Here is a 23,332-nt window from a genome sequence, read left to right on the forward strand (position 1 = left end):
GATTTCTCGTCACCCGGCGAGTCCTCTTGTGCTTCGTCCGGGATGTTGTTCGACAATCGAACACCCCTCGAGTACCAAGCACTGCACTCACTAGTTGCTTAGACAGGGTGCGTCCGTCCGTTACAGGTTCGCTCCGACAAAATTCCACTGCCTGGATGCTGTCTGGAGAGCCCGTGATGACGACAAAATTAAAAAACGCTAGCAACCTCAGTGAGTCGGCCCAAGTCGACCAACAATCGGTGCAGCCCTTTACCCGCTCGCAAAAAGTTTATGTCCAGGGTTCCCGCCCGGACATCCGCGTGCCCATGCGCGAAATTACCCTGGACGTGACCCCCACCGATTTCGGCGGCGAGATCAACGCGCCGGTCACTGTGTACGACACCTCCGGCCCCTACACCGATCCGAACGTGGTGATCGATGTGCGCAAGGGCCTGGGCGATGTGCGTTCGGCCTGGATCGAAGACCGTGGCGACACCGAGCGCCTGGCTGGCCTGAGTTCCAACTTCGGTCAGCAGCGCCTGGCCGACCCGGAACTGACCAAGCTGCGCTTCGCCCACGTCAATAACCCGCGCCGGGCCAAGGCCGGGGCCAACGTCAGCCAGATGCACTACGCGCGCCAAGGCATCATCACCGCCGAGATGGAATACGTCGCCATCCGCGAAAACATGAAGCTGCAGGAGGCCCGCGCCGCCGGCCTGCTGAAGCAGCAACACGCCGGCCACAGCTTCGGCGCCAGCATCCCCAAGGAAATCACCGCCGAGTTCGTGCGTGAGGAAATTGCCCGTGGCCGCGCGATCATCCCGGCCAACATCAACCACGTCGAACTGGAACCGATGATCATCGGCCGCAACTTCCTGGTGAAGATCAACGGCAACATCGGCAACAGCGCCCTGGGCTCCTCCATCGAGGAAGAAGTGGCGAAACTGACCTGGGGCATCCGCTGGGGTTCGGACACGGTGATGGACCTGTCCACCGGCAAGCACATCCATGAAACCCGCGAGTGGATCATCCGCAACTCGCCGGTACCAATCGGCACCGTGCCGATCTACCAGGCCCTGGAAAAGGTCAACGGCGTGGCCGAGGACCTGACCTGGGAGCTGTTCCGCGACACCCTGATCGAGCAGGCCGAGCAGGGTGTGGACTACTTCACCATCCACGCCGGCGTGTTGCTGCGCTATGTGCCGCTGACCGCCAAGCGCGTGACCGGCATCGTGTCCCGGGGCGGTTCGATCATGGCCAAGTGGTGCCTGGCGCACCACAAAGAGAATTTCCTCTACACCCACTTCGACGAAATCTGCGAAATCATGAAGGCCTATGACGTCAGCTTCTCCCTGGGAGACGGCCTGCGTCCGGGGTCGATTGCCGACGCCAACGACGAAGCCCAGTTCGGCGAACTGGAAACCCTCGGCGAGCTGACCAAGATCGCCTGGAAGCACGATGTGCAGTGCATGATCGAAGGCCCGGGTCACGTGCCGATGCAGTTGATCAAGGAGAACATGGACAAGCAGCTGGAGTGCTGCGACGAGGCTCCGTTCTACACCCTCGGCCCACTGACTACCGACATCGCCCCCGGCTATGACCACATCACCTCCGGTATCGGTGCGGCGATGATCGGCTGGTTCGGCTGCGCCATGCTCTGCTACGTCACGCCCAAGGAACACCTGGGCCTGCCGAACAAGGATGACGTGAAGACCGGGATCATCACCTACAAGATCGCCGCGCATGCTGCGGATCTCGCGAAAGGTCACCCGGGCGCGCAGATCCGCGACAACGCCCTGTCCAAGGCGCGTTTCGAGTTCCGCTGGGAAGACCAGTTCAACCTCGGCCTGGACCCGGACACCGCCCGTTCGTACCACGACGAAACCCTGCCCAAGGATTCGGCCAAGGTGGCGCACTTCTGCTCCATGTGCGGGCCGAAGTTCTGCTCGATGAAGATCACCCAGGAGGTTCGTGAGTACGCGGCCAACCAGCGCATCGAAGCGGTGGACGTGGACGTCGCCAAGGGACTGGCTGAGCAGGCCGAGCGCTTCAAGCAGGAAGGCAGCCAGCTGTACAAGAAAGTCTGACCCCCTCTGTAGGAGCGGGCTTGCCCGCGAACCAGGCGCCGCGCTCTCAACGAGGTGGCGCTTTCGCCGGCAAGCCGGCTCCTACAGACCCTATTCCTTCGAGATAACAACCTTGAGCAGTCCAACCAGCACCTACTCTCCCAATCTCGCGGTACCGGCCGACAAGCGCGTTTTCGGTGCCCGGGATCTGTTTTCCCTGTGGTTCTCCCTGGGCATCGGCCTGATGGTGTTGCAGACCGGCGCGCTGCTGGCGCCGGGCCTGGGGTTGTCCCACTCTTTATTGGCGATTTTCCTTGGCACCGCAGTGGGCGTCCTGCTTCTGGCGGCGGTGGGGGTGATCGGCAGTGACACCGGCCTGTCGTCCATGTCCGCGCTCAAGTTGAGCCTGGGGCGGCGCGGCGCCAGCTTGCCGGCGGTGCTGAACCTGCTGCAATTGGTCGGCTGGGGCTCGTTCGAGATCATCGTCATGCGCGATGCCGCCAGTCTCCTGGGCGCCCGTCCTTTCAATGAGGGCAGCCTGTGGGCCAATCCCTTGCTCTGGACCCTGTTTTTCGGTGCCTTGGCCACCTTGCTGGCGGTCAGCGGCCCCTTGACCTTCGTCCGTCAGATCCTGCGCAAGTGGGGCATCTGGCTGTTGCTGGCGGCCTGTCTGTGGCTGACCTGGAACCTGTTCGCCCGGGCCGACCTGGCGGCGCTCTGGGCCCAGGCCGGGGACGGCTCGATGCCGTTCGCCGTGGGCTTCGATATCGCCATCGCCATGCCCTTGTCCTGGTTGCCGCTGATCGCCGACTACTCGCGGTTCGGCAAGCGCGCCAAGAGCGTGTTCGGCGGCACGGCCCTGGGCTTTTTCATCGGCAATTTCTGGTTGATGAGCCTGGGCGTCGCCTACACCCTGGCCTTCGCTCCCAGTGGTGAAGTGAATGCCTTGCTGCTGGCGCTGGCCGGGGCCGGCCTGGGGATTCCGCTGTTGTTGATCCTGCTGGACGAATCGGAAAACGCCTTTGCCGATATCCACTCGGCGGCCGTTTCCAGCGGCATTCTGCTGCGTCTCAAGGTCGAGCACCTGGCCCTGGCCATAGGTCTGCTCTGCACCCTGATCGCGTGTCTGGCGCCATTGGCCCAGTACCAGAATTTCCTGCTGTTGATCGGCTCGGTATTTGCGCCGTTGTTTGGCGTGGTGCTGGTGGACCACTTCATCCTGCGTCGGCGCAGCGGGCAGATCCCGGAGTCAGCCCTGCGCTGGACGGCGCTGCTGGCCTGGTTGGGTGGGGTGAGCACCTATCACTTGCTGGCCAATCTGTATCCGGATGTCGGCGCAACCCTGCCATCGCTGGTACTGGCAGGGCTGTTGCAGTGGTTGCTGGGGCAGGCGTTCAGTTCCCGGGAAACAGCTCGGGCTTGAGTACGCCCTTGAGGCGGTCGTAGGGAATCTGCAATTCGATATGACCCAGAACCGAGGGCGCGATGGTAGTGACGTCGTACTTGAGGGTCACGGATTTCTGGGTCAGGGCCACATTCGGGGTTTTCTGGAACGGCCAGGTTTTCACGAATTCGGCTTCGCGATCCAGGTGGGTGCTGATCAGCCAGTTGTTGTGGGCAACCCGCGCAGCTTTCCAGAACATGTCTTCCTGGCCAGGCAGGAGCATGTCCGCCAGGTTCAGGGCCTTGTGCTGCTGGCGCGAGTAGTTGACGAAGCCTCGTCCCGGAGTGCCGTTGGCGGCGCCGGTGTCCAGGTAGCTGGCCAGTTCGATGATCACCAGGCCGTCATGCTGCTCCCGTACCTTGGATTGCAGGTACATGCCGTGGCGGTCCGCTGCGCTGCGCAGGAACTGTTCGCGGTAGGCACTGAGGCTGGCCGGCAGTGGTGCGTCGGGGCTGGTGCGGGTCATTTGCAGCAAGCGTTTTTCGATGATGGCATCCAGTTGCGGCTCGGCGGGAAAGTGCACGGTGTCGAGGTTGACCAGTGGGCAGTCGGCGCCGCTGCAGCCGGGCTTGAGTTGCTCGGACTTCTCGCGCTTGGTTTCCAGCGGGGTGTTGTAGCTTGGCTGAAACAGGCTTTGGCACGCGCCCAGGGTCAGGGCGATACAGGCCACGGAGGCGATTTTGACAAGCGACATGGGCGTCCTTCATAAACCAGGGGGAGGCAAAAGTTACCGGCTTCGACTGTCTGCGAGGCAGTCGGTTCGCCACTAAGCTCAATAGAGGCAATTAGAGTAGGTTTAGCCCCTCGCCGTCTATCCCGCTGAGGGTAAAGGGGCTGCATCGGCAGCCGCGAGCGCGTTAGGATGGCGCGAAGTCGAGGGGGATCCTCGGGTCGAACACGCTGTACACGAGGATTGTTATGACTGACTTTGCCAACTCCACGCCCAGTGCCGTTGAGATTATCCGGCGCGAAAACTGCTTCCAGGGGTTCTACCGGCTCGATCGCTTGCAACTGCGTCACGAGCTGTTCGCCGGTGGCATGGGGCGGGAAATCAATCGTGAAGTCTTTGTTCGTCACGATGCGGTCTGCGTACTGCCGTACGATCCGCAACGCGATGAAGTGGTGCTGATCGAACAGTTCCGCGTCGGTGCCATGGGCAAGACCGCTACGCCCTGGCTGGTGGAACTGGTAGCCGGGCTGATCGACAAGGACGAGCAGCCGGAACAGGTTGCTCGGCGTGAGGCACAGGAGGAAGCTGGCCTGGACATTTCCGCGCTGTGGCCGATGACCCAGTATTTTCCGTCGCCGGGGGGCAGCACCGAGTTCGTCCACCTGTTCCTGGGTCGTTGCGACAGCAGCGCTGCCGGCGGGCTGCATGGGCTGGAAGAAGAGGCGGAGGATATCCGGGTTTCGGTGATGGCTTATGAGGATGCGTTGCAGGCCATGCGTGACGGGCGGATCTGCAATGCCGCCAGCATCATTGCCTTGCAGTGGCTGGCGCTCAATCGCGCTGAAGTGAGGGGGTTATGGTCGTAAACAAGGTACGCGACCGCTATCGGGTTGATCTCGCGGGGCTGCAAGCTTCCTGCGAGGCCAACTACGCTCGACTGATGCGCCTGTTGCCTGACATGCGCAACCAGCCTGTGGCGCGGCGCATCGCCGTGACCCAGGGCGACCAGATGCTCGGCGTACTGGCCCTGGAAGTGGTGCTGGCCTGCCCTTACACCACCACCTTGCAGGTGCGTCAGGAGCACAGCCTGCCGTGGCTGCCGGTGCCGCAACTGGAAGTGCAGGTCTATCACGATGCACGCATGGCGGAAGTCATCAGTGCCGAACATGCCCGGCGCTTTCGCAGCATCTATCCCTATCCCAATGCCTTCATGCATCAACCGGATGAAAAGGCCCAGTTGAATGTCTTTCTCGGGGAGTGGCTGAGCCATTGCCTGGCGTGTGGTCACGAGTTCGAAGCCGTGCGCTAGATGTGAACTGGGTCCGTTTCCCAGGTTTCCTCTTTTCCATTTCCCCCAGCATAATTGCCGCCTTCATCATGCTTTGTGCCCTTGCTCCGGGAGAACGCCGTGCCAAGCGTATCCGCACTGACTGCCGACGATTCCGTACTGCTGGTGCAACTGTCTGACAGCCACCTGTTTGCCGACACTGACGGCACCTTGCTGGGCATGAATACCGCCGACAGTCTGCAGCGGGTCATTGAGCAGGTGTTGGCGCAGCAGCCGCGGATCGACCTGATGCTGGCCACGGGCGATCTGTCCCAGGATGGCAGCCTGGAGTCTTATCAGCGCTTTCGTCAGTTGACCCGACAGATTCCGGCCCCGGGCCGCTGGCTGCCGGGCAACCATGACGAGCCGAAGATCATGCAGCTGGCGACGCGGGACAGTGATTTGCTGGAGCCGGTAATGGATATCGGCAACTGGCGCATCACTCTGCTGGACTCGGCGGTGCCCGGCTCGGTGCCGGGTTACCTGCAGGATGATCAACTGCAATTGCTGGCCCGCTCCCTGAGCGAGGCTCCGGAACGCCATCACCTGATCTGTCTGCACCATCACCCGGTGTCCATCGACTGTGCCTGGATGGAGCCCATTGGCCTGCGCAACGCCGAGGCACTGTTCGCCGTGCTCGACGCTTTCCCCCAGGTCCGTGCCCTGCTCTGGGGGCACGTGCATCAGGAAATCGATCGCCAGCGCGGCGCCGTGCGGCTATTGGCCTCACCCTCGACCTGCATCCAGTTCGAGCCCGGCAGCGACGACTTCAAGGTCGAGGAGCAGGTGCCGGGCTATCGCTGGCTGCGGCTGTGGCCCGATGGACGGTTGGAAACCGGCGTGGAACGGGTCCTGGGCTACGAATTCACCATCGACTACGGTAGCAACGGCTACTGAAGCGGCTTCGTAACCTGCCGTCATCCCTGTAAACTGCGGCTTTTGCCCAGGTGCACAGGGAGTTCGCATGTCCGGTTCGATCCTTTATATCCACGGCTTCAACAGTGCTCCCGCGTCGACCAAGGCCTCCCAGTTGCGGCGTGTCATGGAGAAGCTGGGGCTGGCTGAACAATTGCGGGTACCGGCCCTGCATCATCATCCGCGACAGGCCGTTGGCCAGTTGGAGCAGGCGATTGCCGAACTCGGTCGACCATTGCTGGTCGGCAGCTCGCTCGGCGGCTACTATGCGACTCACCTTGCCGAGCGCTACGGGCTCAAAGCTCTGCTGATCAACCCTGCTGTCAGCCCGCACCGGATGTTCGACGGTTATCTGGGCACGCAGAAAAACCTGTATACCGATGAAACCTGGGAGCTGACCCATGACCATGTGGCGGCTCTGGCAGCGCTGGAAGTCGCGCCGCCCCAGGACCCGCAGCGTTATCAGGTGTGGTTGCAGACCGGGGACGAGACGCTGGACTATCGCAGCGCCGAGCGCTATTACCGTGCCTGTGCCTTGCGTATCCAGGCCGGCGGCGATCATAGTTTCCAAGGTTTTGCCGGACAATTGCCGGCGATATTGAATTTTGCCGGCATCACTGCCGATCAGTACCAGGCGATCGATTTCACTGCACTGTGAAAGCCTCGCCCCATATTCATTGAACGACTAACGACGAGAACCCATGGCCACTCCCAGCGCTAGCTCTTATAACGCAGACGCCATCGAAGTCCTCTCGGGACTCGACCCGGTGCGCAAACGCCCGGGCATGTACACCGACACCACGCGGCCCAACCACCTGGCCCAGGAAGTCATCGACAACAGTGTCGACGAAGCCCTGGCCGGCCATGCGAAGTCGATACAGGTCATCCTGCACGCCGACCATTCCCTGGAAGTCTCCGACGACGGCCGCGGCATGCCCGTGGACATCCACCCGGAAGAGGGCGTGTCCGGGATCGAGCTGATCCTCACCAAGCTCCATGCGGGCGGCAAGTTTTCCAACAAGAACTACCAGTTCTCCGGCGGTCTGCACGGGGTGGGTATTTCCGTGGTCAACGCCCTGTCGAATCAGGTGCGGGTGCGGGTCAAGCGCGACGGCAACGAATACCAGATGACCTTCGCCGACGGCTACAAGGCCACCGAGCTGGAAGTGGTCGGCACGGTGGGCAAGCGCAACACCGGTACCAGCGTGTACTTTGCCCCGGACCCGAAATACTTCGATTCGCCGAAATTTTCCGTCAGCCGCCTCAAGCATGTGCTCAAGGCCAAGGCTGTACTGTGCCCGGGGCTGCTGGTCAGCTTCGAAGACAAGTCCAGCGGCGAGAAGGTCGAGTGGCATTACGAAGACGGCCTGCGCTCCTATCTGGTGGATGCGGTCAGCGAATTCGAACGCCTGCCGGACGAGCCGTTCTGCGGCAGTCTCGCGGGTAACAAGGAAGCGGTGGACTGGGCCCTGTTGTGGCTACCGGAAGGTGGTGACAGTGTTCAGGAAAGCTACGTCAACCTGATCCCCACGGCCCAGGGCGGTACCCACGTCAATGGTTTGCGCCAGGGTTTGCTGGATGCCATGCGTGAGTTCTGCGAATTCCGCAACCTGCTGCCCCGTGGCCTGAAGCTGGCCCCGGAAGATGTCTGGGAGCGGATCGCCTTCGTCCTGTCGATGAAGATGCAAGACGCGCAGTTCTCCGGCCAGACCAAAGAGCGTTTGTCGTCCCGTGAGGCGGCGGCTTTCGTTTCCGGCGTGGTCAAGGACGCCTTCAGCCTGTGGCTCAATGCCAATCCCGAGCTGGGTATGCAACTGGCTGAACTGGCCATCAGCAACGCCGGTCGCCGCTTGAAGGCCAGCAAGAAGGTCGAGCGCAAGCGCATTACCCAAGGCCCGGCACTGCCCGGCAAGCTGGCGGACTGCGCCGGCCAGGACCCGATGCGTTCCGAACTGTTCCTGGTGGAGGGTGACTCCGCCGGTGGTTCGGCCAAACAGGCGCGGGACAAGGAGTTCCAGGCGATCCTGCCGTTGCGGGGCAAGATCCTCAACACCTGGGAAGTGGACGGCAGCGAAGTCCTGGCCAGCCAGGAAGTGCACAACATCGCCGTGGCCATTGGCGTCGATCCGGGCGCCGAGGACATGAGCCAGCTGCGCTATGGCAAGATCTGCATCCTCGCCGACGCCGACTCCGACGGCCTGCACATTGCCACCTTGCTCTGTGCCTTGTTCGTCCAGCATTTCCGCCCCTTGGTGAACGCCGGTCACGTCTATGTGGCCATGCCGCCGCTGTACCGCATCGACCTGGGCAAGGAAATCTACTACGCCCTGGACGACGCCGAGCGTGATGGCATTCTCGACCGCCTGGTGGCCGAGAAGAAACGCGGCAAGCCCCAGGTCACTCGATTCAAAGGCCTGGGCGAAATGAACCCGCCGCAACTGCGCGAGACCACCATGGACCCGAACACTCGGCGCCTGGTGCAGTTGACCTTGGAAGACGTCGAGGCGACTTCGGAAATGATGGACATGCTGCTGGCGAAAAAACGCGCTGGCGACCGCAAGACCTGGCTGGAGTCCAAGGGCAACCTGGCCGAGGTGTTGGCCTGATGCACAGGGGTTTTGCCCTGGCCCTAGCGCTATTGGCAACCTCGGTGGTGGCCGCGCCAGTGCCCGAACTGACCTTGTTGTCCGAGCATCCTGTTGAGGGCATGCGCGGTAGCAATCTGTCCGGGCTGGCACTCTGTGGCCAGGATTTGTGGACGGTTTCCGACCGCGATGACGATCAGATCTACAAGCTCGATACCCGCGACAGCGTCTGGCAGGCCGAGACCGTCAAGCTGGAGGTGCCTGCGGTACCCGACACCGGCTTGCCTTGGGGTTTGAAGTCGCGGACCTGGGCGGCGTCCTTCGTGCGTGGTGGCGACCTGGATTTCGAAGGTATCTCCTGCGATGCCGCCGGCAACAAATATGTGGTCAGCGAAGCTCATGCCACGGTGCTGCAAGTGCCGACGCAAGGCGCGCCGACCTGGCTGAAGATCTCCCCGATCATGGTTCGCGAAGCGCGGGCCAGTGGCATGCTCCTGCATTTCAACGCCTTGTTCGAAGGCTTGGCGGTAAACCCTGCCGGCGACCGAATCTGGCTGGCAGCGGAGCGTGAGCGGCGTGGGCTGTTATTGATCAAGCGCGGGCAGGCCACCTGGGACTGTGATGGCGGTTGCGTGCTGCTTAGCGAGGCGGGCTTGGAAATGCAGCCGGAGCAGGTGCCCAACGCCAAGGCGGTGTCCCGGGATTTTGCCGACCTGTCGCTGTTCGACGGCAAGCTGTTTACCCTGGAGCGCAATGCCTATCAGATCTGTCGTCGGGATGCGCAGACCGCCAAGGTCGAGCAGTGCTGGTCCTATGCCGCCGGGGCGTTGGTGGAACATCGACGTTATCTACAGCCCTATGGGCTGGCGGAAGCCTTGGTGGTGGACGCCAAGGGTGCCTGGATCGGTGTGGACAACAACAAGCGTGCCCGCGCCGATGGCGAGGCCCGTCCCATCGTCTGGCGTTTTGCTGCGCCTGAAGGTGGTTGGAGTAGCAAGCCATGAGCCAGCAACCGGGCAAGAGTGCCGGACGAGTGATGCTGATCATGGCCTGGGCCGCGGCGCTGTTCCTGGCCACGCGGTTCTTCGCTGATTGGGAGGCACGTCAGGAGAACCCGAACACGGTCGTCAGTTCGCAACAACATGAGGGTTACATCGAAGTGAAACTGGTCGGCAATGGCCAGGGGCATTTCGTCGCCAGTGGCTACATCAACGGGCAGCCGGTGCAATTCATGCTCGATACCGGCGCCACCGAGGTGTCGATTCCTTCCGGGCTGGCCGAGCGCCTGGGCCTGGAACGCGGGGTGCCGGTTTCCCTGAGCACGGCCAATGGACGCAGCGAGGGTTACCGGACCCGCATCGAGCGTTTGCAACTGGGGGATATTGTCCTTCAGGACGTCAGGGCGCTGGTGGCCCCGGGGCTCGACGGCGACCAGGTTTTGCTGGGTATGAGCGCTTTGAAGAAACTTGAATTTACTCAGCGCGGCGGCACCATGCTGCTGCGCCAGACTACGAACCAATGAGGCCCGCATGAGCGACTCCCTTGATCTCAGCCTGGATGGCGTAGAACGCCGGTCACTGGCTGACTTCACCGAAAGTGCCTACCTCAACTACTCCATGTACGTGATCATGGACCGTGCTTTGCCGCATATTGGCGACGGCCTGAAACCGGTACAGCGGCGTATTGTCTACGCCATGAGTGAGCTGGGGCTGGATGCCGATTCCAAGCACAAGAAATCCGCGCGTACCGTGGGTGACGTGCTCGGCAAGTTCCACCCCCACGGGGACTCCGCCTGCTACGAAGCCATGGTGCTGATGGCGCAGCCGTTCAGCTATCGCTACACGCTGGTGGATGGCCAGGGCAACTGGGGGGCGCCTGACGATCCCAAGTCCTTCGCGGCCATGCGTTATACCGAGGCGCGTTTGTCGCGCTATTCCGAAGTGCTGCTCAGCGAGCTGGGCCAGGGCACCGCGGATTGGGGGCCGAACTTCGACGGCACGCTCCAGGAGCCCCTGGTGTTGCCGGCTCGCTTGCCGAATATCCTGCTCAATGGCACCACCGGTATTGCCGTGGGCATGGCCACCGACGTACCGCCCCATAACCTGCGGGAAGTGGCTTCGGCCTGTGTGCGTCTGCTGGACGAACCCAAAGCCTCGGTGGAACAGCTCTGCGAACACATCCAGGGGCCGGACTATCCCACCGAAGCAGAAATCATCACCCCGCGCGCCGACCTGCTGAAGATCTATGAGACCGGCCGTGGCTCGGTGCGCATGCGCGCCGTTTATCGCGTCGAAGATGGCGACATCATCGTCACCGCGTTGCCGCACCAGGTCTCCGGGGCCAAGGTGCTGGAGCAGATTGCCGCGCAGATGCAGGCCAAGAAACTGCCGATGGTGGCCGACCTGCGTGACGAGTCGGACCACGAGAACCCCTGCCGTATCGTGATCATCCCGCGCTCCAACCGGGTCGATCCCGAGGAGTTGATGCAGCATTTGTTTGCCACCACCGAGTTGGAGTCGACCTATCGGGTCAACATCAACATCATCGGCCTGGATGGCAAGCCGCAGTTGAAGAACCTGCGAGCGTTGCTGGTGGAGTGGCTCGAGTTTCGGGTCAACACCGTGCGCCGGCGCCTGCAGTTCCGCCTGGACAAGGTCGAGCGTCGCCTGCACCTGTTGGACGGTTTGCTGATCGCTTACCTCAACCTGGATGAAGTGATCCACATCATCCGTACCGAGGAGCATCCGCGGGCCAAGCTGATCGAGCGTTTCGCCCTTAGTGAAGTCCAGGCTGACTACATTCTCGACACCCGTCTGCGGCAGTTGGCGCGTCTGGAGGAGATGAAACTGCGGGCTGAGCAGGATGAATTGCTCAAGGAGCAGGCCAAGCTGCAAGCCCTGCTCAACAGCGAGACCAAGCTGAAGAAGCTGGTGCGTACCGAGCTGCTGCAAGATGCAGAAACCTACGGCGACGACCGTCGTTCCCCGATCGTCTCCCGCGCGGAAGCCAAGGCACTGTCGGAAAACGAGCTGATGCCAACCGAGCCGGTGACCATCGTTCTGTCGGAAAAAGGCTGGGTTCGCTGTGCCAAGGGGCATGATATTGACGCCACTGGTTTGTCCTACAAGGCCGGTGACGGCTACAAGACCGCTGCTGCGGGGCGTTCCAACCAGTTTGCGGTGTTCATTGACTCCACCGGCCGCAGTTACTCGGTGGCGGCCCACACGCTGCCATCGGCCCGTGGTCAGGGCGAGCCGTTGACCGGTCGTCTGACACCGCCGCCGGGTGCGACGTTCGAGTGTGTACTGCTGCCCGATGACGATGCCTTGTATGTGATCGCTTCCGACGCGGGCTATGGCTTCGTGGTCAAGGGCGAAGATCTGCAGGCCAAGAACAAGGCCGGCAAGGCGCTGCTGAGCCTGCCGAACAACGCCAAGGTACTGGCACCACGGCCAGTGGCCGACCGCGAGCAGAACTGGCTGGCCTCGGTGACCACCGAGGGTCGCCTGCTGGTGTTCAAGATCAGCGATCTGCCGCAGTTGGGCAAAGGCAAGGGCAACAAGATCATCGGCATTCCCGGTGAGCGCGTGGCCAGCCGCGAAGAGTACGTCACCGACATCGCGGTACTGCCGGATGGCGCGACCCTGGTGTTGCAGGCGGGCAAGCGCACCTTGTCGCTGAAGGCCGATGACCTTGAGCACTACAAGGGCGAGCGCGGACGTCGCGGCAACAAACTGCCTCGCGGTTTCCAGCGGGTCGATGCGTTGTTGGTAGAGCCTCTCGGTTAACGGCAGGCTGGAGCGTTCGATCTTGGATTTAAGCGCCAGATCGACGCTAGAACACTGGAGTCACGGCGCATATTCACGGATGATATGCGCTTTCAAACGCCGGCGTGGCCGAGCGTTATTCAATTTTTTTGAGTATTTACACTGTGGCCAGCCTTGTGGCCGCCACTTGGATGGGATGATGACTGCTCTGCGCCTTCCTCTTGTTTTTTTGCTCGCGGGCGTTCTTGGCCTGGCGGGTTGCAGCGTACACCAGCCGGTGTCGCTGTATCAGCTGGACAGCGGAAGTCCAGCCCAGCCGGCCAGTGCCGGCATGTCGGTATTGTTGGGGCCGGTGTTGATCGCCGACTACCTGCAACGTGAAACACTCCTGCAACGCCAGGACGATGGCAGCCTGCAAGCCTCCACCGATGGCCGCTGGGCCGGCAGCCTGTCTTCGGACATCGATCAGTTGCTGCTGCGCCAGGTGGCCGGCCATCTGGATAGTCAGCGCGTGGTACTGGCTCCGGCGACCAGTGGCTTCACCCCGGATGTGCAGGTGTTGTTGTCGATCACCCGTCTGGATTCCGGCAAGTCGCAGCCAGCGGTGCTGGATGCGCAGTGGCGCCTGATCGATCGTCGTGGTCAGGTGCGGGACAACCGTATTGTTCACCTGCAGGAGCAGCACGCAGGGACCACGGCGTCGCAGGTCCAGGCTCAGGGCGTGCTGTTGCAGCGTCTGGCCGAGCAGCTGTCGGGCGCTCTCAAGCCCCTGGCCAATCAGCCGGCCGTGGCGGAAGTGCCACGCAAGGCGACACCGGCGCCAGCGCCCAAGCCTGTCGAGCATGAGAAACAGCCGAAGATTCCGATGGCCACGCCGATCCGTACAGATATGGAAGTGTTCAGGTTCTGAGGTCAATGGTTGCAAGACAAGGCCCGCCTATTGGCGGGCCTTGTCGTTTCTGCAGTGGGGCGGGGAAGTCTGGCCGATTTTCTTCGCTGGCAAGCCAGCCCCTACGAAATTTGCGGGACTGTTGTAGGAGCTGGCTTGCCAGCGAAGGGCTCCACGCCGCCCGCCCGCCAGGCACAAAAAAGCCCGCACTTGGCGGGCTTCTCTTGCACGGCTTCAGCCTTACAACTTGGTCCGTGTCTCATGCATGCGCGCCAGTTGCCGTTCCAGCATCGACGGATAAGGCTCCATCAATCGCTCCACGCAGCAAGCGCCTTCCGGGCTGGCGATTGGGCGGATACGTGCCCGCTGACGAATCAGCGCGTCGTCATTGATCTTGCGCTCCACCAGCAGCAGGTTGCGGCTGTGCTGGGATAGCGCCAGGGCATCCTGGGCGGTCTCGGTCAGCAGCAGGTCGATCGGGCTGAGGCCGAACAGCTCCTCGCCCAGGGTCAGGCCCAATTGCAGTTGCAGGGTGATGCCGCTGTCCGCCACTTCGATCTGCAGGGCATGGCCCAAGGCGCGCAACAACTCGCCGCAGCAGATGGCGTTGGTGAGGTAATCGTCGCCGCTGTCTTCGCTATGGAACAGCATCAGCGTGCTGCCGTCGTTCAGGGTGTGCAGTTCGCTCTGATACAGCGAGGCCGCCTGGTCGAGGCAATCGCGATAGCGTTCCAGCAGCTCCATCAGGCGCGCGCGGGGTAGGCGGCGCAGTTGTTCCTGGGCACCCAGCTGCACTGCGAGCACTGCGCTGTGCTGAGGCTGGGCCGGGACCTGGGGTTGCAAGGCAGGTTTGGGGGCGGGAGTCGACGAGTGATCACGCAGGTCGGCGAACGGATCTTCTTCGTCCAGTTCGTCTTCCTCGGCGCTGACCAGATGCCGTGGCGCGGGCTTCAGGCCGGCGACCGGGGCGCTTTCATCAAAGCTTGGGTCACGCAGGTTGCGTACTTCGAACGCGGCTTCCTGTTCCTCGTCATCCTGCTCTTCGAGCTCTGGCTGCGGCTCTGGTTCGGGCTTTTCCGGTACCAGACGAGCGTGCAGCTGGCGCGCCAGATCGCCGATCTCGTCCTGGCGCTGGGTCGCTGGGGTGTGTTCATCCAGATCTCGCAGCCAGACTCGCAGTTGCAGCAACGGGGTGGAGATGTGGCGCCCCAGGCGCAGGCTCAGTGCCAGGGCCAGTGCCAGCAGGATCGCGCTGAGAATGCCCATGCTCTGCAGGCTGATGGTCATCGGTTGCTGGAACTGCGCCATGTCCAGGCTGATCCGCAGGTTGCCGGCAGTCACGTCCTGGAAGGTGATCTTGGTCTGGTACACACCTTCGGTTTCACCCAGCAGGCTGCTCTTGGGGCGCTGACCGGCCTCGGCGAGGATGCGGTTGTCGACGCTGTAGATCGCCGCATGGGCCACCAACGGGTTCTTGGTCAGGTTGTTGAGCAGGACGTTGAGGCTGAGGATGTCGTTGGACACCAGCAGCTCGGTGGCCGAGGTGGCAGTCTGGGTGGTCAGGCTCTGACCCAGGGCGTCGGCTTGTTCGTGCATGGCTTGCTTGAACTGCAGGCCCATCACGCCGGCATAGATCACCAGGGCCAGGGCGACCAGGATCACGTTATGGCTGGCAATGCGCAATGCAATCGGTACACGGCGGTGGCGCAGTGCACGGAAGATCAGCAGGAAGAAGTTGTCGGTTTTAACTGGCGTGGGCCGGTTCACTGAGCTCGGCTCTTTTGTCCGTGAAGTTGACGCGCAGTATAGCGACAGGCCCTAGACCGGCAAAGCGCTGGCTGTGCCCGATGGTCACCGAAAGTGGGTAGAATGCGCTTTTTTTCCACCTCGGGGGTGCGCCTTGCGCGAAATTGTCCTGATAAACATCACCGGCGAAGATCGTCCCGGTCTGACTGCGGCCATTACTGGTGTTCTGGCCCAGGGTGGTGTGAACATTCTCGACATCGGTCAGGCGGTGATCCACGACACCTTGTCGTTCGGCATCCTGGTTGAAATTCCCAGCAACGAGCAGAGTTCGTCGGTGCTCAAGGACATTCTGTTCACCGCCTACAAGCTCGACCAGCAGGTGCGTTTCACCCCGGTGTCCGAGGACGATTACCAGCAATGGGTCGCCGGGCAGGGCAAGCAGCGCCATATCGTCACCTTGCTGACGCGCAAGGTTACCGCCGAGCAGTTGCAGCGGGTGAGCTCGATTACCGCCAAATACGGCTTGAACATCGACCATATCGATCGGCTCTCCGGGCGCATGCCCTTGGATATGCCGGCGGATCAAGGCAAGGGTTGCATCGAATTCTCGGTGCGTGGCGAGGCCGCCGATCCCCAGGCACTGCGGGCCGAGTTCCTCAGTGTGGCCCAGGAGCTGAATGTCGATATCGCCTTCCAGGAAGACTCGCTGTTCCGCCGCAACCGGCGCCTGGCGGTGTTCGATATGGACTCGACACTGATCGAGGCCGAAGTCATCGACGAACTGGCCAAGGCGGCTGGCGTGGGTGAGCGGGTGGCAGAAATCACCGAGCGGGCCATGGCCGGCGAACTGGATTTTCGTGCCAGCTTCAAGGAACGCCTGGCGTTGCTCAAGGGCCTGGACGTCGGCGTGCTGGAGTCCATCGGCGCGTCCCTGCGCCTGACCGAGGGTGCCGAAACCCTGTTCGCCGAGCTCAAGCGGCTGGGCTACAAGACCGCCATTCTCTCTGGCGGCTTCACCTATTTCGCCAAGCAATTGCAGGCCAAGCTGGGTATCGACTACGTGTTCGCCAACGAACTCGAGGTGGTGGACGGTAAAGTCACCGGCGTCGCCATCGAGCCGATTGTCGACGCTCAGCGCAAGGCCGATCTGCTGCGCGAGCTGGCCCACAAGGAAGGCCTGCGCCTGGAGCAGACCATCGCGGTGGGTGACGGCGCCAACGATTTGCCGATGCTGGGCATTGCCGGCTTGGGCGTTGCGTTCCGTGCCAAGCCGCTGGTCAAGCAATCGGCCAAGCAGGCGATCTCGACCCTGGGTCTGGATGGCGTGCTGTATCTGCTGGGCTTCCGCGATCGCGACGGGCAGCTCTGAGTCGCTGGCAAAAATCCCCGCCCATAAAAAAACGCCGCTGATCAGCGGCGTTTTTTGTGTCCGGCATTCAGGCCTCAAGCCTTGGGCAGGCCCAGACCCTGGCCCATCCGCACTGGCGAACCGGCGGCCAGTTCTTCAGCCCACTGCACCTGATCCGGGCCAAACAGCACGATAGCCGTGGAGCCCAGTTTGAAGCGACCCATCTCTGCGCCTTTTTCCAGATGGATCGGGGCACGGGCGGCTTCGTCGTAGCGCACGGTCTTGAGCTCGCGCTTGGGCGGCGTTACCAGGCCGGCCCAGACGGTTTCGATCGAAGCGACAATCATTGCGCCGACCAGTACCAGCGCCATCGGGCCGCGCTCGGTGTCGAAAATGCACACCACGCGCTCGTTGCGGGCGAAGAGTTCCGGGACGTTCTCGGCGGTGGTCTGATTGACCGAGAAGATCCGCCCAGGTACGTAGACCATTTCCCGCAGGGTGCCGGCCAGGGGCATGTGTACCCGGTGATAGTCCTTGGGCGACAGGTAGACGGTGGCGAAGTCGCCGCCCATGAAAGGCGCGGCCAGGGCCGGATCGCCGCCCAGCAGTTCCAGCACGCTATAGCTGTGGCCCTTGGCCTGGAATACCCGGCCATGTTCGATCGGGCCCAGCTGGCTGATGGCGCCGTCGGCGGGGCTGAGGACTGCGCCTGGGGTTGGGTCCAGCGGTCGTGCGCCTTCTTTCAGGGCGCGGGTGAAGAAGGCATTGAAGTGTTCGTAGGCCGTCACGTCCTCCACCTGGGCTTCGGACATGTTCACTTGGTACTGCTTGGCGAACCAGCTGGTGAACGCATTCTTGAACCAGCGCACGCGGCACTCGGCAATGCAGCCGGCCAGGCGCGACAGCAGGTGATGAGGCAGCAGGTACTGGCTGAGGATGAACAAACGCTTTTTCATTGGGTGTCCTTAAAAACCTTAAATCTCTACGGGCGTATCGGGATGATTGCCCCATTCGCCCCAGGAGCCGGCGTAGCCCTTGACCCGAGGATAGCCCAGCGCCTTGGCCACCAGATAGGTGAAGCCCGAGCGGTGGTGGGTCTGGCAGTGGGTGATCACTTCTTTGTCTTTGCTGATGCCCAGGTCCGCGAGGATCTGCGGCATGTCGCGGCGAATGCGCAGGTGGCGCGCCTGGTCCATGCCGGCGGTCCACTCGAAGTTCACCGCGCCGGGAATGTGTCCGCCCTTGGCAGCCAGGACTTTCTCCCCGGAGTATTCCAGCGGGCCGCGGGCGTCCCAGATTGCAAGGTCGGCTGCACCGAGGCGGCTTTGCAGGTATTCGCGGGTGGCGGTGGGTTCGTCATGCAGGGTCAGGGGCACTGGGCCGCCAGCCGAGGCCGGGACTTCGGTGGTCACTGGCAGGCTTTGTGCCAGCCAGGCCGGCAGACCGCCGTCCAGGTAGTGGTAGCGAGTGTGGCCGATCACGTCCAGCAACCAGATGAAGCGGCCGGCCCAGCCACCGCCTTCGTCGTCATAGACCACGTAGACCGCGTCCGGGTTGTGCCCGAGCTCGCCGAAGAGCGCTTCAAGGGCGTTCTGTGGCGGTAGCAGTCCGGGAGCGGGGGGCTGGCCGAGCTGGGTGCGCTTGGGGTCGACGAAGCGCGCCCGGGGAATATGCCCGGTTGCATAGCGGGCAGCGCTGGTCAGGTCGACCAGGATCAGTTCGCGGGCGTCGAGGCGGGCGAGCAAGTCGCTCGGTTCGATGACCAGCGGCAAACCAGAGAAGTCAGACATGTCAGGTCCCCAGGGCGCAAAGGGAAGGATTGTAGCGCAAGCGTCATTGGCTGCGGTTGGTAAAGCTATGCAAGGCTTTTTCGATGCATTGAGCGGTCTTGCCGAACGCCTGGACGCTGATTTCCGAGAACGGAACACCGCCCTGATCGGCCATGGCCAGCATCAGTACCCGGCCGTTACACGACAGGGAACGCATCAGCAGGTGCTCGCCCCGGAACAACTGGCGCAAGGATGTTGGCAGGTGGGCGGAGAACTGCCCATTGTTGGCCGGCGTCAGACGCACCTGGGCAGACTTTTCCAGCAAGCGTTGCAGGACAGTGCTCTGTTTGGCCTGCAGCGTCAGCCCTGCTGTTTCCTTGGGCAGACCATACAGTTGCTGTACCCGCAGGTGGCTCAGGCTGCGGTCCACCATCAGCAGCAGCACTCGATGCATGCCACAGGCCACCAGGGCGTCTCGGGCAAAGCCGGTGAGGTGTACGGCATTGGTAAAGGGGCTGTGCTCCAGTAGAAGTTCGCCGCAGAGCTTGCGCCATTTGGCCAACTCCTCGGCTGTCGGAGCCGGGGCCGGCTGTTCGCCGTTGTGCAGGCGCCGCACATCCCAGGGCCAGATCAGGGCCTGGGCCGGGTGCCAGAGATCGGGTTGGCTGTCATTGCGAGCGCTGGTTGCTGCCTGTTGGTGTAGCTGTTGCTGGACCTGTGCGACCGGCATTTGTAGATACAGGCCGGTGAGGTTTTGCCAGCGTCGGCCGTGAGCGTTGTTCCAGGAGTGCTGCGCCGTCAGGGCCAGGCCATTGGCCAGCAGGACGCAGTTGGCCGGCTGGTTCAGCCAGCGCTGCAGGTCCGGATCGGCATCCAGGCGTTGTTGCTGGCGCAGCGGATGTTCGCTGTCGCGGGCGATCAGCATGACCTTGGCCAATTGATGCTGCTCCTGGGTCAGCAGGCGATAACCCTGCTGCACCCAGATCGGCAGATGCCAGGCATGGACCAGGGCCTGGCACAACTCCATCAGCCGAACACCGAACAGTTGCATCTCAACCTTGTGAGCCGACTCGTGCTTATAGATGACTCGCAGTTCCCATTCTTCCACGAGCTTGGGGTAGACCAGGGCCATGGCCCATAGTGGCGAGAGAAACAGCAGGCTGCCCCAGTGAATGTCCTGCCATAGTCGCGCCAGGCGCCCGGCGAAAAAACCATTGGCTTGCTGGGTGGCATGCTGGCTGATCAGTTGCAATTGACGCAGTGCCTGGGGGATCTGTTCTTCTGGCAGGGTGGGCAGTTGTTCGAGCAGTTCTTCGGTGCGCTTGAGTCCCAGGCGGTTGACCGCGACCTCCAGGTTTTCTGCCGGTTCGCTCATGCTGCCGTGGGAGTGTCGATTGGCTTCGCGGATTACGCTCAAGGCCAGCGCCGGGCTGTTTTGCATCAGTTCGGCAATGTCGCGCAGCGAGCTGCGATTGTTGGCGATGGCTTTGCACACTCGATCATGACTGGCTTGCGGCACGGGCAAGCGCACGCCATTGAGGAGCTTTACCCAGGCGTCGAGAGAGGCGGGCGGGGAATGTGGGACGTTGGTTTCATTAGACATGGTCGGGCGCAATCATCGTCTGCTGTGAACACGCCCAGAGCGGGCCAAACTGGCTTTTCGCCTTAACTGGCTATAGTCTGGCGCAGTTTTGCCGATAAGTAGAAGAAGAGTTTTAAGAACTTCCGAATATGACCTTGAACCCGACTCAATAAGTACTCTCCTACCTATGGCTAAAATTATCGGCATCATCGTCGTATTCGCGAGCGTGCTCGGCGGATACGTGCTTTCACACGGCAAAATCGCGGCACTGATCCAGCCCTTCGAGGTTCTGATCATCGGCGGTGCTGCCTTTGGCGCATTCCTCCAGGCCAACCCGGGCTACATGACGATGCACGTCTTAAAGAAGTCCCTGGGGATGTTCAGCTCGCGCTTCACCCACACCTTCTATCTGGAAGTACTGGGCCTGATCTACGAGATCCTCAACAAGAGTCGTCGCGAAGGCATGATGGCCATCGAAGGTGACATCGAGGACGCTGCCGCCAGCCCGATTTTCGCCAAGTATCCGGCAGTGCTCAAAGACGAGCGCATGACCGCTTTTGTCTGTGACTACCTGCGCATCATGTCCTCCGGCAACATGGCTCCCCACGAGCTGGAAGGCCTGTTCGACATGGAATTGTTCAGCCTCAAGGAAGACCTTGAGCATCCTTCTCATGCGGTCAACGGGATTGCCGACGGCATGCCGGGCTTCGGTATCGTTGCGGCGGTACTGGGGATCGTGGTGACCATGGCGTCCCTGGGCGACGGTGACCAGAAGTCCATCGGCCTGCACGTAGGTGCGGCGCTGGTAGGTACCTTCTTCGGTATTCTCGCGGCCTATGGTTTCTTCGGCCCGCTGGCCCATTCCCTGGCCCACGATGCCAAGGAAGAGCTGAACGTCTACGAAGCCATCAAGGCGTCCCTGGTCGCTTCGGCTTCCGGCATGCCGCCGTCCCTGGCGGTGGAGTTCGGGCGCAAGGTTCTGTACCCGGCGCACCGTCCTAGCTTCGCCGAGCTGGAACAAGCGGTTCGCGGTCGCTAAGTCATGGAAAATAATCAGCCGATTATCATCAAGCGCGTCAAGCGCTTCGCTGGCGGACATCACGGGGGCGCCTGGAAAATCGCCTTCGCCGACTTCGCCACGGCGATGATGGCGTTCTTCCTGGTGCTGTGGCTCTTGTCCACCGCGACCCCGGAACAGAAGATCGCCATCGCCGGTTACTTCAAGGACCCGATCGGCTTCTCGGAAAGCGGCACGCCCTACATCATCGATCTGGGGGGCTCCCCAGAGCTGGCGCCGGAAAACACCCTCAACCCCGAGGTCAAGTCCCAGCCGCAGCCGGACAAGGTCACGGTGGATGCCGATCAGGTGGAGGGCATGGCCGAGCAGGTGGAGCGCGAGCGTCTCGAACTGCTGTTGCAAGAGTTGCAGAACAAGGTTGAAGAGAATCCCCAACTGCAGAAGTTCAAGGACCAGATCCTTTTCGAAATCACCCCGGACGGCTTGCGGATCCAGATCATGGATGCCGAGAACCGGCCGATGTTCGACTCTGGTAGCGCACGTCTGAAGCCGTATTTCGAAGACATCCTGCTGGCCATGGCCGACACCATCAAGGCGGTGCCGAACAAGATCAGCATCAGCGGCCATACCGATGCCACGCCATATGCCGGCAGCGGTGAGTTCGGCAACTGGGAACTGTCCGCCAACCGTGCCAACGCTGCGCGGCGGGCTCTGGTGGCTGGCGGTTATCCCGATCCGCAAGTGGCGCGGGTAGTGGGCTTTGCCTCCTCGGCGCTGTTCGATCGCAAGAATCCGGTCAATCCGGTCAACCGGCGGATCGACATTGTGGTACTGACCAAGAAGGCCCAGCGCGCCATTGAAGGCGAACAGACGGATCCAAACGCCCCGGTGCCCAATCAGGGAAGTGGGGCGCCAGGTGAAGTGCCGGATGCGGCGGCGGATCCGAATGCCTTGCCGCCGGGCAGCGAGCCATTGCCGGCCCATGAAGTGCGCCAGCGCATGAACATCTTCGAGGATGGCGTATTGAAGATGGATGAGCAGGGATCGGCCGGCCAGGCGCCGGCGTCCCAGCCTGCGGCCCCAGCGGCCGCACCGGGAACTGCCAAGTGACAAACAATAAGGCCGCGAAGATCGCGGCCTTGTTGTATCTGCGACAGAGCGATCAGTAGCTGCTGTCTGGCAGGCTGGCGAGGATCGAGCGGTAGCTGTTCATCCGTTGCTGCTGGATGCGCCCGTCTTCCAAAGCCTTGAGCAGTGCACAGCCCGGCTCGCGATCATGCTTGCAGTCGCGGAAACGGCAGGTTCCCAGCAAGTCGTTGAACTCGATGAAGCCGGCTTCGACATCGGCGCGGCTGACATGCCCCAGGCCGAATTCACGGATGCCGGGGGAGTCGATCAGTTCACCGCCGCCCGGGAAGTGGAACAGACGCGCGGTCGTCGTGGTATGGGTGCCCTGTCCGGAGTATTCCGACAGCGGGCCGACCCGGGTTTCGACTTCCGGCAGCAGGCTGTTCACCAAGGATGACTTGCCCACCCCCGATTGCCCCACGAATACGCTGATGCGCCCGTCCAGCAAACCTTGCAGTTGCTCCATGCCGTCGCCGTGGTGGGCCGAGACCTCCAGCAGCGGATAGCCCAGCTGGCGATAGACCGCCAGCAAGGCGTTGAGCGCCGGGGCATTCTGCTCGTCGATCAGGTCGGCCTTGTTCAGCAGCAGCAGCGGCCGGATCCCGGCGTGCTCGGCGGCAACCAGGTAGCGGTCGATAAGATTGGCATGGGGTTCGGGCATGGGCGCAAACACGATCACGATCATGTCGACGTTGGCGGCCACCGGCTTGAGCTGGCCACGGCTGTCCGGTCGGCACAACTCGGTGCTGCGCGGCAATTGCGCGACGATCACCCCGATGCCCTGATTGCCGGCGCGCCAGACCACCTGATCACCGGTCACCAGGGCCGGCAGGTTGGCTCGCAGGTAGCAGCGGAACACTTGGCCGGCCAGCTCGCCTTCCCGGGCTTCGACCTCGACCTGTACGCCGAAGTGAGCAATGACCAGGCCGGTCTGTTCCGGACCCAGGTCGCCACCCTCCAGCGCCTCTACGGCAGAGGATTCGCGTTTGGCGGCGCGGGCAGCGCGCTCACCCTGAATCTTTTCGATGCGCCAGTTTTGGCGGCGATTGAGCTGGCGTTTGGCCATTGGTGTTCCGTGTCGATAATTACGGCGGATAGG

General features: G+C 62.2%; 20 protein-coding genes. 14 read left to right on the forward strand and 6 right to left on the reverse strand.

Going from position 1 to position 23,332, the window contains the following annotated elements; translation table 11 throughout:
* Positions 1-176: 176 nt before the first annotated feature.
* Together thiC and cytX are read left to right on the forward strand one after the other, a co-directional pair.
* On the forward strand, positions 177-2,066 hold the full coding sequence (gene thiC, locus BLX41_RS00805) for a phosphomethylpyrimidine synthase ThiC (RefSeq protein ID WP_123723372.1): 1,890 nt from the start codon (positions 177-179) through the stop codon (positions 2,064-2,066).
* Positions 2,067-2,178: 112 nt separating this feature from the next.
* The gene (cytX, locus tag BLX41_RS00815) at positions 2,179-3,468 is read left to right on the forward strand and encodes a putative hydroxymethylpyrimidine transporter CytX (protein ID WP_123723374.1); all 1,290 of its coding nucleotides are present in this window, start codon (positions 2,179-2,181) and stop codon (positions 3,466-3,468) included.
* On the opposite strand, the gene BLX41_RS00820 is transcribed toward cytX, so the two are convergent.
* On the reverse strand, positions 3,440-4,183 hold the full coding sequence (locus tag BLX41_RS00820) for an RsiV family protein (RefSeq protein WP_123723375.1): 744 nt from the start codon (positions 4,181-4,183) through the stop codon (positions 3,440-3,442). The genes cytX and BLX41_RS00820 overlap by 29 nt on opposite strands.
* A 224-nt stretch (positions 4,184-4,407) precedes the next feature.
* Here BLX41_RS00820 and BLX41_RS00825 point away from each other — a divergent pair, with 224 nt between their 5' ends.
* The 9 genes from BLX41_RS00825 (at position 4,408) to BLX41_RS00865 (ending at position 13,663) form a co-directional block, all read left to right on the forward strand.
* Complete coding sequence (locus BLX41_RS00825; RefSeq protein ID WP_102862888.1) at positions 4,408-5,025, forward strand: NUDIX domain-containing protein; 618 nt, start codon at positions 4,408-4,410, stop codon at positions 5,023-5,025.
* Positions 5,016-5,468 carry a DUF1249 domain-containing protein gene (locus BLX41_RS00830; protein ID WP_011058915.1) on the forward strand — a complete coding sequence of 151 codons (453 nt, stop codon included), beginning with the start codon at positions 5,016-5,018 and terminating at the stop codon, positions 5,466-5,468. The genes BLX41_RS00825 and BLX41_RS00830 overlap by 10 nt, the downstream gene beginning before the upstream one ends.
* Before the next feature lie 99 nt (positions 5,469-5,567).
* Complete coding sequence (cpdA, locus tag BLX41_RS00835) at positions 5,568-6,383, forward strand: 3',5'-cyclic-AMP phosphodiesterase (protein ID WP_123723376.1); 816 nt, start codon at positions 5,568-5,570, stop codon at positions 6,381-6,383.
* 67 nt (positions 6,384-6,450) lie between these two features.
* The gene (locus BLX41_RS00840) at positions 6,451-7,059 is read left to right on the forward strand and encodes a YqiA/YcfP family alpha/beta fold hydrolase (protein ID WP_123723377.1); all 609 of its coding nucleotides are present in this window, start codon (positions 6,451-6,453) and stop codon (positions 7,057-7,059) included.
* A 43-nt stretch (positions 7,060-7,102) separates the two neighbouring features.
* The gene (parE, locus tag BLX41_RS00845) at positions 7,103-9,007 is read left to right on the forward strand and encodes a DNA topoisomerase IV subunit B (RefSeq protein ID WP_123723378.1); all 1,905 of its coding nucleotides are present in this window, start codon (positions 7,103-7,105) and stop codon (positions 9,005-9,007) included.
* Positions 9,007-9,990 carry an esterase-like activity of phytase family protein gene (locus BLX41_RS00850; RefSeq protein WP_123723379.1) on the forward strand — a complete coding sequence of 328 codons (984 nt, stop codon included), beginning with the start codon at positions 9,007-9,009 and terminating at the stop codon, positions 9,988-9,990. The genes parE and BLX41_RS00850 overlap by 1 nt, the downstream gene beginning before the upstream one ends.
* Complete coding sequence (locus tag BLX41_RS00855; RefSeq protein ID WP_123723380.1) at positions 9,987-10,508, forward strand: retropepsin-like aspartic protease family protein; 522 nt, start codon at positions 9,987-9,989, stop codon at positions 10,506-10,508. Before BLX41_RS00850 ends, BLX41_RS00855 begins: the two co-directional genes overlap by 4 nt.
* A 7-nt stretch (positions 10,509-10,515) precedes the next feature.
* Positions 10,516-12,774, forward strand: a complete 2,259-nt coding sequence (gene parC / locus BLX41_RS00860; RefSeq protein ID WP_123723381.1) for a DNA topoisomerase IV subunit A — start codon at positions 10,516-10,518, stop codon at positions 12,772-12,774.
* A gap of 178 nt (positions 12,775-12,952) precedes the next feature.
* The gene (locus tag BLX41_RS00865; RefSeq protein WP_123723382.1) at positions 12,953-13,663 is read left to right on the forward strand and encodes a PqiC family protein; all 711 of its coding nucleotides are present in this window, start codon (positions 12,953-12,955) and stop codon (positions 13,661-13,663) included.
* 219 nt (positions 13,664-13,882) lie between these two features.
* On the opposite strand, the gene BLX41_RS00870 is transcribed toward BLX41_RS00865, so the two are convergent.
* Entirely contained in the window at positions 13,883-15,409 is a 1,527-nt protein-coding gene (locus BLX41_RS00870) for an AhpA/YtjB family protein (RefSeq protein ID WP_123723383.1), read from the reverse strand.
* A gap of 133 nt (positions 15,410-15,542) precedes the next feature.
* On the opposite strand from BLX41_RS00870, the gene serB reads away from it, so the two are divergent.
* Positions 15,543-16,757, forward strand: coding sequence for a phosphoserine phosphatase SerB (gene serB / locus BLX41_RS00875; RefSeq protein WP_123723384.1), 1,215 nt, complete (start codon positions 15,543-15,545; stop codon positions 16,755-16,757).
* A gap of 74 nt (positions 16,758-16,831) precedes the next feature.
* Here serB and asd read toward each other — a convergent pair whose 3' ends face one another.
* The 3 genes from asd to BLX41_RS00890 are packed head-to-tail and all read right to left on the reverse strand — an operon-like array spanning position 16,832 to position 20,108.
* On the reverse strand, positions 16,832-17,692 hold the full coding sequence (gene asd / locus BLX41_RS00880) for an archaetidylserine decarboxylase (RefSeq protein ID WP_123723385.1): 861 nt from the start codon (positions 17,690-17,692) through the stop codon (positions 16,832-16,834).
* 18 nt (positions 17,693-17,710) lie between these two features.
* Positions 17,711-18,526 (reverse strand): thiosulfate sulfurtransferase, encoded by an 816-nt coding sequence (rhdA, locus tag BLX41_RS00885; RefSeq protein WP_123723386.1) that lies wholly within the window; start codon positions 18,524-18,526, stop codon positions 17,711-17,713.
* Positions 18,527-18,569: 43 nt separating this feature from the next.
* Positions 18,570-20,108, reverse strand: a complete 1,539-nt coding sequence (locus BLX41_RS00890; protein WP_123723387.1) for an HDOD domain-containing protein — start codon at positions 20,106-20,108, stop codon at positions 18,570-18,572.
* A 166-nt stretch (positions 20,109-20,274) separates the two neighbouring features.
* Between BLX41_RS00890 and motA the strand changes: the two genes are divergently transcribed.
* On the forward strand, positions 20,275-21,126 hold the full coding sequence (gene motA / locus BLX41_RS00895; RefSeq protein WP_123723388.1) for a flagellar motor stator protein MotA: 852 nt from the start codon (positions 20,275-20,277) through the stop codon (positions 21,124-21,126).
* Between the two features lie 3 nt (positions 21,127-21,129).
* Positions 21,130-22,215, forward strand: a complete 1,086-nt coding sequence (gene motB, locus BLX41_RS00900; RefSeq protein ID WP_123723389.1) for a flagellar motor protein MotB — start codon at positions 21,130-21,132, stop codon at positions 22,213-22,215.
* 52 nt (positions 22,216-22,267) lie between these two features.
* Here motB and rsgA read toward each other — a convergent pair whose 3' ends face one another.
* Entirely contained in the window at positions 22,268-23,299 is a 1,032-nt protein-coding gene (gene rsgA / locus BLX41_RS00905; RefSeq protein ID WP_123723390.1) for a small ribosomal subunit biogenesis GTPase RsgA, read from the reverse strand.
* Positions 23,300-23,332 lie beyond the last annotated feature (33 nt).

The sequence above is a fragment of the Pseudomonas protegens genome (assembly GCF_003732485.1).
GTDB lineage: Bacteria > Pseudomonadota > Gammaproteobacteria > Pseudomonadales > Pseudomonadaceae > Aquipseudomonas > Aquipseudomonas protegens_B.